This is a genomic window from Acidimicrobiales bacterium, from assembly GCA_041394245.1.
Classification (GTDB): Bacteria; Actinomycetota; Acidimicrobiia; order Acidimicrobiales; family Aldehydirespiratoraceae; genus JAJRXC01.
This window is the reverse complement of the sequence record JAWKIR010000002.1, coordinates 163,904-178,498: the sequence shown is the minus strand read 5'-3', so window position 1 is coordinate 178,498 and position 14,595 is coordinate 163,904. Positions and strand designations below refer to the sequence as shown.

15 protein-coding genes are annotated in these 14,595 nt (G+C 68.8%); 1 reads left to right on the top strand and 14 read right to left on the bottom strand.

What is annotated here, in order from left to right; translation table 11 throughout:
• Positions 1 to 20 precede the first annotated feature (20 nt).
• Genes R2707_00965 through R2707_00955 form a run of 3 tightly spaced genes read right to left on the bottom strand, consistent with a single transcriptional unit; the run spans position 21 to position 1,330 of the window.
• A complete protein-coding gene (locus R2707_00965; protein MEZ5243639.1) occupies positions 21 to 812 on the bottom strand; it encodes an XdhC/CoxI family protein in 792 nt (263 codons plus the stop codon).
• A 4-nt stretch (positions 813 to 816) separates the two neighbouring features.
• Positions 817 to 1,131, bottom strand: coding sequence for an XdhC family protein (locus R2707_00960; GenBank protein MEZ5243638.1), 315 nt, complete (start codon positions 1,129 to 1,131; stop codon positions 817 to 819).
• Between the two features lie 37 nt (positions 1,132 to 1,168).
• Positions 1,169 to 1,330 carry a hypothetical protein gene (locus tag R2707_00955; GenBank protein ID MEZ5243637.1) on the bottom strand — a complete coding sequence of 54 codons (162 nt, stop codon included), beginning with the start codon at positions 1,328 to 1,330 and terminating at the stop codon, positions 1,169 to 1,171.
• Between the two features lie 114 nt (positions 1,331 to 1,444).
• Here R2707_00955 and R2707_00950 point away from each other — a divergent pair, with 114 nt between their 5' ends.
• Positions 1,445 to 1,903: an Lrp/AsnC family transcriptional regulator gene (locus R2707_00950; protein MEZ5243636.1), complete on the top strand. Its 459-nt coding sequence runs from the start codon at positions 1,445 to 1,447 to the stop codon at positions 1,901 to 1,903.
• Between the two features lie 14 nt (positions 1,904 to 1,917).
• Here R2707_00950 and R2707_00945 read toward each other — a convergent pair whose 3' ends face one another.
• The 11 genes from R2707_00945 to R2707_00895 form a co-directional block, all read right to left on the bottom strand.
• The gene (locus R2707_00945; GenBank protein ID MEZ5243635.1) at positions 1,918 to 2,715 is read right to left on the bottom strand and encodes an ABC transporter permease; all 798 of its coding nucleotides are present in this window, start codon (positions 2,713 to 2,715) and stop codon (positions 1,918 to 1,920) included.
• Entirely contained in the window at positions 2,712 to 3,524 is an 813-nt protein-coding gene (locus R2707_00940; GenBank protein MEZ5243634.1) for an ABC transporter permease, read from the bottom strand. Before R2707_00940 ends, R2707_00945 begins: the two co-directional genes overlap by 4 nt.
• Positions 3,521 to 4,477 carry an ATP-binding cassette domain-containing protein gene (locus tag R2707_00935; protein MEZ5243633.1) on the bottom strand — a complete coding sequence of 319 codons (957 nt, stop codon included), beginning with the start codon at positions 4,475 to 4,477 and terminating at the stop codon, positions 3,521 to 3,523. Before R2707_00935 ends, R2707_00940 begins: the two co-directional genes overlap by 4 nt.
• A gap of 71 nt (positions 4,478 to 4,548) precedes the next feature.
• Entirely contained in the window at positions 4,549 to 4,869 is a 321-nt protein-coding gene (locus tag R2707_00930; GenBank protein MEZ5243632.1) for a hypothetical protein, read from the bottom strand.
• Positions 4,870 to 4,878: 9 nt separating this feature from the next.
• Positions 4,879 to 6,162: a phosphopyruvate hydratase gene (gene eno, locus R2707_00925; GenBank protein MEZ5243631.1), complete on the bottom strand. Its 1,284-nt coding sequence runs from the start codon at positions 6,160 to 6,162 to the stop codon at positions 4,879 to 4,881.
• 121 nt (positions 6,163 to 6,283) lie between these two features.
• Positions 6,284 to 7,735, bottom strand: coding sequence for a nucleoside triphosphate pyrophosphohydrolase (gene mazG / locus R2707_00920; protein ID MEZ5243630.1), 1,452 nt, complete (start codon positions 7,733 to 7,735; stop codon positions 6,284 to 6,286).
• Positions 7,736 to 7,740: 5 nt separating this feature from the next.
• Complete coding sequence (locus R2707_00915) at positions 7,741 to 8,688, bottom strand: peptidylprolyl isomerase (GenBank protein MEZ5243629.1); 948 nt, start codon at positions 8,686 to 8,688, stop codon at positions 7,741 to 7,743.
• Entirely contained in the window at positions 8,685 to 12,179 is a 3,495-nt protein-coding gene (gene mfd, locus R2707_00910) for a transcription-repair coupling factor (GenBank protein ID MEZ5243628.1), read from the bottom strand. Before mfd ends, R2707_00915 begins: the two co-directional genes overlap by 4 nt.
• A gap of 2 nt (positions 12,180 to 12,181) precedes the next feature.
• The gene (gene pth, locus R2707_00905) at positions 12,182 to 12,796 is read right to left on the bottom strand and encodes an aminoacyl-tRNA hydrolase (protein MEZ5243627.1); all 615 of its coding nucleotides are present in this window, start codon (positions 12,794 to 12,796) and stop codon (positions 12,182 to 12,184) included.
• A gap of 20 nt (positions 12,797 to 12,816) precedes the next feature.
• A complete protein-coding gene (locus R2707_00900; GenBank protein MEZ5243626.1) occupies positions 12,817 to 13,494 on the bottom strand; it encodes a 50S ribosomal protein L25 in 678 nt (225 codons plus the stop codon).
• Positions 13,495 to 13,603: 109 nt separating this feature from the next.
• Positions 13,604 to 14,587 (bottom strand): ribose-phosphate diphosphokinase, encoded by a 984-nt coding sequence (locus R2707_00895; protein MEZ5243625.1) that lies wholly within the window; start codon positions 14,585 to 14,587, stop codon positions 13,604 to 13,606.
• Between the last annotated feature and the right edge of the window lie 8 nt (positions 14,588 to 14,595).

Here is a 14,595-nt window from a genome sequence, read left to right as displayed (position 1 = left end):
CAGGCCTCGGGGCGGACGACTCAGTCGTGGATGGGGCCGTCGGCGTCGGACAGGGCCCGAGCATCCCGCCCCGTTCGCCGGCCGATGATCTCGGCGACGATCGAGATCGCCGTCTCCTCGGGCGTGCGGGCGCCGATGTCGAGCCCGATGGGCGATCGGAGCCGGTCGAGTCCGGCCTGGTCGACCCCCGCGTCCCGGAGGCGGGTCGTCCGGTCGTCGTGGGTGCGTCGGCTGCCCATCACGCCGATGTAGCCGACGTCGGTGGCGAGTGCCGCCGTCACCGCGGGCACGTCGAACTTGGCGTCGTGGGTGAGGACGCACACCGCGTCGCGTGGCCCCAGATCGTCGCCCACGGCGGCCAGGAGCCGATCGGGCCAGTCGACGACGACCTCGTCGGCCATCGGGAACCGCGCCGCGGTGGCGAAGACCTCGCGGGCATCGCAGACCGTGACCCGATAGCCGAGCACCTTCGCGACCCGGGCGAGCGCCGCAGTGAAGTCGACGGCTCCGAAGATCAGCATCTTGGGCGGCGCCGCGAAGCTCTCGATGAAGACCGCGACCACGCCCTCGCGGGCCTCACCCCGCTCGCCGTAGTGGCGGATCCCCGACCGTCCCGCCGCCAGCTCGCCGAGCGCGTCGCGGGCCACGACCCGATCGATGTCGGCATTGCCGAGGGTGCCGTCGACGGCACCGCCGGGGCGCACCAGCAGCTTCGCGCCGGTGTGCGGCCCCTCGACGATCGTGGCGAGAGCGACCGGTTCCTCGGCCCTGACGGCGTCGCGCAACGAGCGGTAGATCGACGGTTGGTTCACACGATCACCAGTCGAGCGGCTCGATGAAGAGATGGATCGTGCCGCCACAGGTCAAGCCGACCGCGAACGCTTCATCGTCGCTGTAGCCGAATGTGACCATGCGCCGCTCGCCGGTGGCGATCACGTCGAGCGCCTCGACCACGACCGCGCCCTCGACACAGCCACCGGACACCGAACCGGTGACCTCGCCGTGCTCGGTGACCGCCATCGCGGCACCGGGAAGCCTCGGGCCGGACCCTTCGAGGTCGACGACCCTGGCGATCGCCACCCGGGCGCCGGCGTCGCGCCAGCGGTCGAGATCGGCGAACAGTTCTTTCACCCTCCCAGCATGCCCGCCGGGAGGGTGGACGGCGCGATCAGCCGCGAAGGCGATCGCGCGCGGCGTCGAGCTCCTCACGGCTGCGAGCCAGCTCGGCCACGCATGCGCCCGAGCGGCGGAGGTCCTGGTGGTGTTCCCAACGACGGGCGAGGTCCTCGTATCGAGCGTCGAAGCTGGCGATTGCGGTGCTGTTGACCATGCCTCCACGGTAACGAATCGACCACGATCGTTTCGACGGATCTCCCGGCCTGGACAGCACTTGTACCGTTGTTTCGAAGGCTCATTACCGTCTTTACCTTGCTATCCTTGGCCCATGGCCCGATACGACGTGCACGACATCGACGCGATCGACCGCGACATCCTCCGCGAGCTCTCCCACGACGGCCGGGTCAGCTTTCGCGAACTCGGCGATCGCGTCGGCCTCTCGGCACCGGCCGTCACCGAACGGGTTCGCCGACTGGAACGAGAGGGCGTCATCTCCGGCTACCAGGCCGTCATCGACCCCTGCGCCTTCGGCTTCCCCATGCTCGTCGTCGTGCGGGTCCATTCCGCCGGCCCACGCGCCGCAGGGATCGACGAACTGGCCCGCAACATGCCCGAAGTGGTCGAGTGCCATCGGGTGACGGGCAGCGAGAGCCACGTGATGCGTGTGAGGGTGCGCGACGTCGACCATCTCAACGAGGTGGTCGAGCAGTTCTGGGAGTTCGGCGACACCATCACCAACCTCGTGACCACCACGCCGGTGCCGGTGCGGCCCGTCCCGATGGACTGAGCGACGGCTGCCGCTCAGGGGTTGCGCCGCTCCAGCTCGAAGCGGGCCCACCCGAAGAAGACCGTCAGACCCACGGCGACCACGAGCAGCCCCGGCCAGGTGTCGGCCCAGGTGACCTCGCCCAGGAAGCCCTGGCGCATCATCCGCATCACGTTGGTGACCGGGTTGACCCGGGCGACCGACTTCATCCAGCCATCGAGCAGGGCGAGCGGCACCTGCCCGATCGAGGGGAACATCAGGAGGAACGAGACCATCTGGACGAGGGCCATGGCCTTGATGTCGCCCATCCGGAGCACGACGGCGAGACCGAAGCAGCCGAGCACGAGGGCGCCGCCCACCCCGCCCACGTAGACGAGAAGAATCCCGAGCACGCCACCGGGGAAGTCGGCGTCCTTGAACAGTGCGGCCACGAGCACCACGGTGAGGGGGAGAACCGCCCGCACCGCCGTGTAGACCAGCGGTGCGATCAGGATCGTGCTGCGCCGGATCGGGCTCACCAGGAGCCGGTCGATGAAGCCGTTGTCGAGATCGTTGGCGACGGCGCCGGCCGTGCCGACCCCGGCGAACGAGGCGCCCTGCAGCAGAGCGAACGCCGCGACCCAGTTGATGATCTTGGGCGTGGGGTAGCCCTCGACCCGAGAAATCCCGTCGAAGCTACCGGTGAAGGCGATCACGAAGAACAACGGCATGACCACCATCGGCACGAGGATCGACGGCATCCGCATGAGGCGGATGAGGTTGCGCTTGGCCAACACCGCGATCGACGGCACCGTGCCGACGAAGTCGTTGCGGCGCGCCTCGACGGCGGTCATGTGCTCGCCAGTCGTGCGAGATAGGCCCGATACGACAGGCTCAGCGACACGATGGCGACGAGCACGGTGATGCCGACGGCCTGACCGAAGTCGCCCCAGCTCCAGCCGCTGATCACGAGTTGCCGGGTGGGATTGATGATCAGGGTGATCGGGTTGACCTCGGCGACCTGCTGATACCAGCCCCGCATCAGCTCCGTGGGAAAGAACGCGGATGACACGAACACGGCGACGAAGATCAGGGGGAACATCGCCTGCGTCGCCTCGGGGCTTCCCGTCCGCAGCGCGACCATCAGCCCGAAGCCGGCGAGCGCCACCGCGAGCAGCACACTGATGATCACCAGTGCGATCGCGCCGGCCAGACCGCTCTTGACCGGGGCCCCGAACAGCAGGAACACGCCCATCAGCACGATCGACTGGAAGCCGGCCGAGGCCGCCGCACCGCCGACCCGCCCGATGAGGATCGACTGCCGGGCGACCGGGCTCGAGATCAGGCGATCGAAGAAGCCCGTCTCGATGTCGGTGGCCATGTCGCTGCCGGCATTGGCCGAGTTGAAGGCGATGCCCTGGAGGATGGCGCTCGGAAGGATGAACTGCAGGAAGGAGTCGACTTCGGGGAACTCGGGAAGGCTCGTCGCATCGGCGAACTGGGCGGCGTAGACGGCCGCCATCACCAGAGGAAAGATCAGGCCGGGCAGCCAGTTGGCCGGGTTGCGTGCCGTCGCGAGGGTCGCCCTGGCGGTGAGGGCCCACGCCTGCTCGGCCGCGACCTGGAAGCGAGGACGCTCCGGTTCGAGGATCGCAGTGGTCATGGCGAGTCGGCCTCGGCCCCTTCGAGACGACGACCGGTCGCATCGGCGAAGACGTCGTCGAGGCTGGGAGAGTCGAGCTCGAGGTGAGCGACGACCACCCCCTGCCCGTCGAGCGCCCGCACGACGTCGGCGAGCTGGGCGGCACCGTCGCGTAGGCCGATGGCGAGGCGACCGGCCCGGGCCGGTCGGGGATCGCCGAACCCGGCCAGCACACGCTGCGCCGTCTCGGTCATGATGCTGTCGGCGAGTTCGACCCGCAGCGTCGGGTCGCCCACCTGGTCCTTGAGGGTGGTCGGGTCGCCCTCGCGAACGATGCGGCCGGCGGCGATGATGGCGATGCGGCCGGCCAGCTGATCGGCCTCTTCGAGATACTGGGTGGTCAGGAAGACCGTCGTCCCCTCGTTGTTGAGGTTGCGGACTTCCTCCCACACCGCCTGGCGGCTGGTCGGATCGAGGCCGGTCGTGGGCTCGTCGAGGAACAAGACGATGGGTCGATGGATGAGCGCCAGGGCCAGATCGAGTCGACGACGCATGCCGCCGGAGTAGGTGCCGACACGGCGGTCGGCGGCAGCAGTCAGACCGACCCGCTCGAGGAGTTCACCACATCGCTGGGTGGCGATCTTTCCGCCGAGTCCGTGGAGGATCGCCTGGAGGTGCAAGAGCTCGTTGCCGGTCATCAGCGGATCGATCGCCGCGTCCTGCAGCGCGACCCCGATGGATCGACGCACGGCCGTCGGCTCCTTCACCACGTCGAACCCCGCCACTCGGGCAACCCCCGCCGTGGGCCTCAACAAGGTGACGAGCATCCGCACCGTCGTCGACTTGCCCGCACCGTTCGGTCCGAGAAAGCCGAAGATCTCACCGGCCTCGACCTCGAGGTCGATCCCGTCGACGGCGCGAAGGGCGCCGAACTCGCGAACAAGTCCCTCGGCAACGACTGGCTTCGCGGTCATGTGCGCCCCGTGCTGTGCATCGACGCCACGGTATCGCTCCCGGGGTTCGGGACTGCCGAACGGCGCGTTGCTCAGGGAGTGGGATGTGTCACACAGCCGTCGAGGCCGGGCACCGCATACAACTCCTGGCCGACCTCGACGAATGGCCCATAGCAGCGGGCTGCGATCGTGAGACCGTCCTCACCGATGAGCGCCTCGATGTCGGCATCGATCTCGGCGATCTCACCCTCGAGCTCGGCTCGGCGCTCTCGGGCACCATCGATCTCGGCCCGCTGTTCGAGCCAGTTGTCGACCGGGATCGCCGCGAGTCCCGCCCCGACCCCGAGGGTCGCGGCGAAGAGCCCGGCCCGGACCAGTCGACCGGTACGCGGTGGTCGCGACGCGTCAGCCATTGCCCGACCTCACGCGGTGCCGCCGGCGAGCGCGGCGCGGCCACGGAACGCTGCCGCCTCGCCCAGCTGTTCCTCGATGCGCAGGAGCTGGTTGTACTTGGCGACACGGTCGGAGCGGGCCGGCGCGCCGGTCTTGATCTGTCCGCAGTTCGTGGCCACGGCCAGATCGGCGATCGTGTTGTCCTCGGTCTCACCGGAACGGTGCGACATGACCGACGTGTAGCTGCTCCGGGTGGCCATCTCGACCGCGTCGAGCGTCTCGGTGAGCGAACCGATCTGGTTGACCTTCACGAGGATCGAGTTGGCGGTACCGCTCGCGATACCCCGGGCCAGGCGCTCGGTGTTGGTGACGAAGAGATCGTCGCCGACCAGTTGGCACCGGCCGCCGAGCTCGTCGGTGAGCGTCTTCCAACCGTCCCAATCGTCCTCGGCCATACCGTCCTCGATCGAGACGATCGGGTACTTCTCGCAGAGGGACACGTACTCGGCGATGATGTCGTCGGAGCTGAGCTTCCGCCCCTCCGACGCGAGGGTGTAGATGCCGTCGGCGTAGAACTCGGTGGAGGCGACGTCCATCGCGATCGCGATGTCGGTTCCCGGCGTCAGGCCCGCGAGCTCGATCGCCTCGATGAGGAGCTGGAGCCCTTCCTCGTTGGACCCGAGATCCGGCGCGAAGCCGCCCTCGTCGCCCACTGCGGTGGACAGGCCGCGATCGTGCAGGACCTTCTTGAGGACGTGGTAGGCCTCGACCCCCCAGCGCATCGCCTCGGAGAACGAGGCGGCCCCGACGGGCATGAACATGAACTCCTGGTAATCGACGCTGTTGTCGGCGTGTTCGCCGCCGTTGAGGACGTTCATCATCGGCACCGGCAGGACGTGGGCGTTGGCCCCGCCGACATGACGCCACAGCGGGATCTCGAGCTCGGCGGCGGCGGCCTTCGCGGTGGCGAGCGAGATGCCGAGGATCGCGTTGGCCCCGACCCGCCCCTTGTTGTCGGTGCCGTCGAGCGCGATCAGCGCGGCGTCGACGCCCCGTTGGTCGACGGCATCGAGACCGATGACGGCGTCGGCCAACTCCCCGTTGACGAAGCCCACGGCGGTCAGCACGCCCTTGCCGGCCAAGCGGTCGCCGCCGTCTCGCAGCTCGACGGCCTCGAAGGCACCGGTGGACGCACCACTGGGGACCATGGCCGAACCGATCGCACCGGAGTCGAGTTCGATCTCGACTTCGACGGTGGGATTGCCTCGGGAATCGAAGACCTCGCGGCCGTGGACTCGTTCGATCGTGCTCACTGGAACTTCCTCATGTGCGGGTGAAGTGGGACGGATGTTACCGGCCATCGCGCGCAGCGTGAGGTATTCGCGCGATCCGCGCGACAGCCGGGGGTGCAGTTCTCCGGCCGCCGGTGGAACGTCAGGCAGTCTCGCGCTGCTTGGCCACGTTCCACAAGGCCCCCAGGCGATCTTCCCCCGCCGTCGCGAGATCGACGCCCTCGGCCGACGCAAGTCGCTCGACCTCGCGGAAGCGCAGCTGAAAGCGCCGCGCCGCGCCGCGCAGCGCCGACTCGGGATCGAGGTCGAGGCGGCGCGCCACCTGCACCGCGGCGAACAACAGGTCGCCCACCTCGTGCTCCGACGGGTCGTCGCGGACCTCGGCGAGCTCCGCCTCGACATCGGCGAAGGCGACCTCGGGGCCGCCTTCCCAGTCGAAGCCCGTCGAGGCCGCACGCTTTTGCACCTTGAGCGCGAGCAGCAGGGCCGGGAGCGCGGGCGGGATGCCGTCCATCGCCGACTCCCTCCCCTTCTCGTCCCGCTTGATCGCCTCCCAGTTGCCGAGCACCGTCTCGGCGTCGTCGGCATCGACCATGGTGCCGTCGGCCCGGCCGAACACGTGGGGATGACGAACGACGAGCTTGTCGTGCACCTCGCGGGCCACGTCGGCGACCGTGAACGAGCCGCGCTCCTCTGCCAGCCGGGCATGGAAGAAGACCTGGTAGAGAAGGTCGCCGAGCTCCTCGGCGAGGTGCTCGTCGAGATCGGGGTCGATCTCGTCGTCGGCCAGACCGGCCCGGGCATCGATCGCCTCGAGCGTCTCGTGGGCCTCCTCGAGGAGGTGCTGCCGCAGCGACGCGTGGGTCTGCTCGCGGTCCCACGGGCACTCGTCGCGCAGCACCCGCACCAGCTCCTCGAACCGCACGAACGCGGCGCCGACCGGCGCGGCGAGCTCGGGAATCCAGAGCGACGTGAGGTGGTCGGCCTCGACGTCGCGATCGAGTTCGTGCCACGGCACGTCGAAGATCCGCTCGTCGGGGAGACCGAGGCGTTGCAGCACGGTGACCGTCGGACCGTCGTCGAGCGAGAGCTTGATGTCGGACAGGACCTGCGCCGAGTGACAGTGCGCAACCAGCAGCGGCCCGGTCTGTCCGGCCGCGGCCGATGCGAACACGTGCCCGTCGATCAGACGGACGCTCGACTCGACCGGGTCGACCTTCAGTCGTGCCCACGCCACATCGAGGAACGACATCGCGGCAAGGATGTCGAGCACGACCCGCCCCTCGGCCTCGGCCGCTCGGAGCAGCTCGACGCTTCGTTCGAGCACGAGCGGCGAACCGGGTACGGCGTAGACCAGGTCGCCGGCGGCCGCCTCGGCGACGAGGCGCTCGGCGATGGTCTCGTAGACCGTGGCGAAGTCGTCGGCCTGCTCGTAGACCTCGTCGAAGGTGACGGCGTCGTCGACCGCGTCGGCGGCCGGGTGCACCGCGGTGCGCAGGAAGCGGCGTTCGTGACGTCGCAGGGCGTCGGTGGTCGCAGGGGTGAGCAGCGTCGCGTCCGCCGGGCCGAGCCCGACGATCGTGATGGTGCCCACGCCGCTCAGCCGTCGGCCGGGATGACCGACGCCGAGAGCTGGTCCCACACGCCGTAGCGGGGGTCGATCGTCACTTCACGAAAGACGACCTCGCTCTGGAAGGCCTGGAACTCGGGCGTGCTCAGCACCGCGTCCTGGATGGCAGCCGGGTCGTCGGAGGGCGTCGCGTCGAACGAGCGCACCTCGATCACGTGCCAGCCGAACTCGCTCTGGACCGGCGGGGTCACGCCTGGACCACCGAGGGCGGCAGCACCTTCCACGAACTCGGGAACGAAGCTCGCGGGGTCGACACACCCGAGATCGCCACCGCTCGGACCGGTCGGTCCGGTCGAGAGTTCGACCGCGAGATCGGCGAAGTTCTCACCGGCGTCGAGACGGGCGATCGCCGCGAGTGCCTCCTCCTCGGTGTCGAGGAGGATGTGACTCGAGCAGAGCTGGACCGGCCATTCGATCTCCACGCCGACGAAATCGAGCAGGTAGGCGCTGATCGCCGGGCCCAACGCCACGGAACGGATCAGCTCCTGACCGGCGGCGGAATCGATCGGCGGCACATCGGCGTCGGGCGTTGTCGCCACGAACTCCTCGAACTGGCGATGGGCCTCGTCGAGATACGGCTGGATGTCGGTGAACCCGGCCTCGGCCAGCGAGCTGTACCACAACTCGTTGCGCACCCACTCGGTGATGGCGCCCGCGGCAGCAGCCCGGTCGATCACACCCACACCGGGCATGTCGGCGAGCACTGCGGCGTCGGCACCCGTGAGCGTCTGATCGCCGACGGTCGCCGCGTCACCGTCGGTCGAGACCTCGTCGACCAGCGACTCGACATCGTCCTGCGTGAGCGTGCCGCCGCCGTCGACCGAGGCGACGTCGGGGTCACTGCCACAGGCCGAAGCGAGGAGGATCAGCGCAACGAATGCGAGGAGAAGGCGGAGGCGGGATCGAATGAGGCTCACGAATCGTGAAGGCTATCCGGCCCCGTGTCGGGAGCGAGATCGGGAAGCAGGTCGGCGAGGATCTCGACGAGTTGGTCGACGACCGGGCCGTTCTTCTTCTGGAGCGGCAGCTGGATCTCACCGATGCCCTCCTTGTAGATCGCCTGGTTGCCGGACCCCTTGCCCGAGTACAGCCGCTGCAGCCGCACCTGGCGGCTCTCGGGCAGGACCACGGGCGACACCCGGGCGACGTGGTCGGGGCCACCGAACCCGGGACCCTTGGTGACCGTGATCTCCCGGACCCCGCTGCGCACACACTCGACGCGCAGACGGCCCACCTTGAGCAACGCCTCGGCCGGTGGAGGAATGGGGCCGAAACGGTCCGCCCACTCGGCCCGCACGTCGTCGAGGGCCTGTTCGGTCTCGACGTTCGCGAGGCGACGATAGGCCTCCAGCCGGGTGGCTTCCTTCGTCACGTAGTCGGCGGGGAGGTGTGCGTCGCCGGGCACCTCGATCGCGATGTCGAGCGGCTCGGGGATCTTCTCGCCCTTGAGTTCGGCCACCGCCTCGGTCACCATCTGGCAGTAGAGGTCGTAGCCGACGGCGGCGATGTGGCCGGACTGGCCGGTACCGAGCAGGTTGCCGGCACCGCGGATCTCGAGATCGCGCATCGCGATACGAAAGCCCGATCCGAGCTCGGTCGCCTCCCCGATGGTCTTGAGCCGCTCGTAGGCCTCCTCGCTCAGCACCACGTCGTCGGGATGGAAGAGGTAGGCGTAGGCCCGGTGGCCGGCCCGGCCCACACGACCCCGCAACTGGTGGAGCTGACCGAGGCCGAGCAGATCGGCCCGATCGACCACGAGGGTGTTGACCGACGGCATGTCGATGCCCGACTCGATGATCGTCGTGCACACGAGGACGTCGAACTTGCCCTCCCAGAAATCGACCACCACCCGCTCGAGGGTGCCCTCGTCCATCTGGCCGTGTGCGACCGCGACCCTCGCCTCCGGGACCAGCCCGCGAAGACGGTCAGCGACGTGTTCGATGTCGCGCACCCGGTTGTGCACGAAGAACATCTGGCCTTCACGCAACAACTCGCGCCGGATGGCCTCGGCCACCGCCCGCTCCTCGTACTCGCCGACATAGGTGAGGATGGGCTGACGGTCGGCCGGCGCGGTGTTGAGGACCGACATGTCGCGGATGCCGGTCAGGCTCATCTCCATCGTCCGGGGGATCGGCGTGGCCGTGAGGGTCAACACGTCGACGTCGGTGCGCAACGACTTGATCTGCTCCTTGTGGGAGACACCGAAGCGCTGCTCCTCGTCGACGACGAGGAGCCCGAGGTTCTTGAACTCGATGTCGCGCGACAGCAGGCGGTGGGTCCCGACGACGAGGTCGACGTCGCCCGACCTCACCCCGTCGACAACCGCCTTGGCCTGGGCGTTCGTCAGGAACCGGCTCAGCACCTCGACCCGAACAGGGTAGGGCGCATAGCGCTCGCGGAACGTGGCGTGATGCTGCTGGGCCAGCAGTGTCGTCGGAACGAGCACGGCCACCTGCTTGCCGTCCTGGATCGCCTTGAACGCGGCCCGCAGCGCCACCTCGGTCTTGCCGAAGCCCACATCGCCCACCACGAGGCGATCCATCGGCGAGGCCCGCTCCATGTCGCTCTTCACGTCGATGATCGCGTGGAGCTGGTCCGGCGTCTCCTGGAACGGGAACGCGTCCTCCAGTTCGCGCTGCCACGGGGTGTCGGGCGCGAACGCGTGGCCCTCGGCATGCACCCGGGTCTGGTAGAGCACCACGAGTTCCTGGGCGATCTCCTGGACGGCGGAACGAACCTTGGCCTTGGCGGTGTGCCAGTCGGCCCCGCCCATCTTCGACAGCGTCGGTGTCTCGCCACCGCTGTAGAGACGGATGGATTCGATCTGGTCCGACGGCAGGTAGAGCTTGTCGCTGCCGCGATACTCGAGCAGGAGATAGTCGCGGTCGTTGCCGTTGATCGCTCGGGTCACCATGCCGCCGAAGCGGGCGACACCGTGCTGCTGATGCACGACATAGGACCCCTCGCGGAGGTCGTCGAAGAACTTCTGCGCATCGCGCTTTCGAGCCTTCGCCCGCCGGTGGGTGCGGCGCCGACCGGTGAGGTCGGTCTCGGCCAACACCGCGAGGCGAAGGTCGGGCATCACGGCACCACGTTCGAGCGCGACGGCGACGAGATGTCCGCGCGGATCGGTGAGATCGGTGTCGGCGGACGCCGGAGCGAGTTCGACGCCGTGTTCGGACAGCAGATCCGACAATCGGTCGGCGCTGGCGGCGCCGTCGGCTGCGACGACGACGCGATAGCCCTTCGCGAGCAGACCCTGGATCTGGCCGACGGTCGGGGTCATGTCGCCGACGACGGGTTCCCATCCGGAGGCGGCGACCGACGCGGTGTTCGGTCCGTCGGCGACCGGGAGCATCGACCACGACGGCGCATCGGCCTTCGCCAGCAGCCGGTCGAACGGCAGGTGCAGTCGATGCACGTCGTCGGCGTCGACGTCCCAGGTCTTCGCGAGCGATCCGGCGAGATCGTGTTCTTCCGCGCCGATGTCGGCGGCTCGATCGCGGATGCGCCGCGGCTCGACGAGGATGACGAGCCCGTCGGCCGGCACCAGGTCGGGAAGCACGAGGTCCTCGTCGACGAGCCAGGGCAACCACGACTCCATACCGTCGAAGAGTTGGCCGTCGACGATGCGGTCCCACTGCTCGCGGCCCCACGGCTCCTCCGCCACGAGGGCCGCGGCACGCGCCCGGGCGTGCTCGCCGGGCCGCAGCTCACGGCAGGGGTAGATCTCGACCTCGGCGACGGCGACGGTGGCCCGCTGGTCGCCGACCGAGAACTCGGTCAGGCGGTCGACCTCGTCGCCCCACAGGTCGATCCGGACCGGCGCCTCGGCCGTGCTGGGGAAGATGTCGACGATCGACCCGCGCACGGCGAGCTCGCCGCGGTGTTCAACCTGATGCTCGCGCCGGTATCCCTGCCCGACCAGTTCCTCGACCAGCGCGACCGGATCCACGACGTCGCCACTGCCGACGACGATCGGATCGACGGCGGCGTCGGGATCGAGTCGCTGCACCAGCGCCCTCGCAGGGGCGACGACGACGGCCGGCGCCGTCGCCGGGTCGCGCATCCGGTGCAGCGTGCGCAGCCGGGTTCCCATCGTCTCCACCGCCGGGCTCACCCGCTCGAACGGCAGGGTCTCCCAGGCCGGGAAGAGGGCGACCTCATCGTCGCCGAGCACCGCGGCGATGTCGGCAGCCAGCCGCTCGGCCTCGTTCTGGGTTGCGGTGGCCACGAGGATCGGACGTCGTTCGGTCGCCTGGACGATGCCGGCGATGACGAAGGCCCTCGCCGCATCGGGGACCGCGATGACCGCGTCGCGGCGACCGAGAACGGAATCGAGCGCGGGTTCGGTCGCCAGCAGGGGCAGCAGCGAACGCAGATCGGTCGCGGGTTGCGGGTGCGACACGGTCAGCCGGCGTTGAATCGGTTCATCGTGGCGTCGAGGTCACCGTCGAGAAGGTGCTCGACGGCGTCGGCGGCCACACCCACGATCCGGTCGAGCTCGGGACGCTCGCTCCGGGCGGGGCGGCGCAGCACGTAGTCGGCACCCTTCATCGTGCCGGGCGCAGGCTTGCCGACGCCGATGCGGATCCGGGTGAACTCGTCGGAACGGAGGTGGGCCCGCACGCTCTTGAGACCGTTGTTGCCGGCCAGTCCGCCGCCGAACTTCACCTTGAGGCGACCGACGGGGAGGTCGAGCTCGTCGTGCACGATGACGAGGCGCGAGAGGTCGTCGATGCCGAACCGACGCACCAACGGCAGGACCGCCCGCCCCGACTCGTTCATGAAGGTCGTCGGCACGGCTACCGCGAGACGTTTCCCCCCGACATGGAGTTCGTCGGAGTCGGCGTGCTCTCGCCGGGACCGGGTCAGCTTGCCGGCGTGGCGACGCACCAGTTCGTCGATCACCCAGACGCCCGCGTTGTGGCGCGTCTGGGCATAGTCGTCGCCGGGATTGCCGAGTCCGACCACGAGCAGATCAGCCGGCGTTCCCCGCCGGGTGATGGTACGACGGCCGACCATCAGCGGTCGCCGATCGGCCCTCAGTCGTCGCCGTCGTCGCCGTCGGCGTCGTCGGAACCGGAGTCGCCGCCACCGTCGGCTTCGGCGTCATCCGACGCTGCGTCGGCAGCTTCCTCCGCAGCCATGGCCTCCATGGTCGAGCGGGTGACGACCGAATTCGCAACCGAAGTGTCGTCGTCGACGAGGGTGGTGACGCCGGGCGGCAGGGTGAGCTGGCCGACCTGGATCGAGTCGCCCAGGGTCATCTCGGAGATGTCGACCTCGATCTCGTCGGGCACCTCGGCCGGCTTGGCCGACACGGTGAGGTGGTAGAGGGTCTGGTCGACCATGCCGTTGGCCCTGGTCACCTCGAGCGCCTCGCCGACGAGCACGATCGGGACCTCGGCCTCGATCTGCTGATCGGCCGTGACCCGGAGGAAATCGACATGGATCACATCGCGGCGCACCGGGTGACGCTGGATGTCGCGCACGATCGAGAGCTGCTGGGCGCCGTCGATCTCGAGGGTGATCACGGCGTTGGTACCGGCATCGGTGGTGAGCACCGCACGAAGGTCGGGCCAGGCGACCGACACGGTCACGGGATCGGCATCGAGGCCGTAGACGACGGCCGGGACACGGCCTTCACGACGGAGTCGGCGGGAGGAGCGAGTGCCCTCTTCACGGCCGGTCTCGGCGGTGAGCAGCAGCTGATCTGACATTGTTTCTGGCTCCTGAGATGGGCACGGCGACCCGTTGCCCGCGAACGTGGCGGCCCACGACGGACCGACGGATCAGACTATCGGTGGCGCCGCCGATCGCCACAGGCACTCACGCGAGATGGTTGCCGCCGAAGATCTCGCTGACCGAGGTGTCCTCGAACACTGCGGAGATGGCGCGGGCGATGATCGGGGCCACGCTCAGCACCTCCATCTTGTCGATCTGCTTCTCGGGTGGCAGGGGCAGGGTGTCGGTGACCAGCACCTTCTCGATCGCCGCGTTCTTGAGACGATCGATGGCCGGCCCGGAGAACACCCCGTGGGTCGTCGCCACGATCACCTTGCCGGCGCCGTTCTCGGCCAGGAGGTCGGCGGCGGCACAGATGGTGCCGCCGGTGTCGATCATGTCGTCGATCAACACACAGGTGCGACCGGCGACATGGCCGATGATCTCCTTGGCCTCGACCGAGTTGAGTTCGGTGTGGGACCGCCGCTTGTGGACGTAGGCGAGGTCGGCATTGAGCAGGTTGGTGTAGCGCTCGGCGACCTTCATCCGGCCGGCATCGGGCGACACGATGACGAGATCGTCGTCGCCCATGTCGGACAGATAGTCGACGAGTACCGGCATGGCGACCAGATGGTCGACGGGCCCGTCGAAGAAGCCCTGGATCTGGCCGCTGTGAAGATCGACCGACATGAGTCGATCGGCGCCCGCGACGCTGAACATGTCGGCGACGAGGCGCGCGGTGATCGGCTCGCGACCCGAGGCCTTCCGGTCCTGGCGGCTGTAGCCGTAGAAGGGAGCGACCACGGTGATCCGCTTGGCCGAGGCCCGCTTCGCCGCATCGACCATGATCATGTGCTCCATGAGGGCATCGTTGATCGATCCCCCCTCCCACGCCGTGTGGGTCTGCACGATGAACACGTCGGATCCGCGGATCGACTCGCCGTACTTCACGTGCAGCTCGCCATTGGCGAACTCGGAGATGTTGGCGGCGCCGAGGGGCACGCCGAGCTCATGACAGATGTCGGTGGCGAGGGACTGTGTGGCCCGCCCGGCGACGACATGGAGCTTCTTGTGGTTGATCAATTGCATCGGAGTCC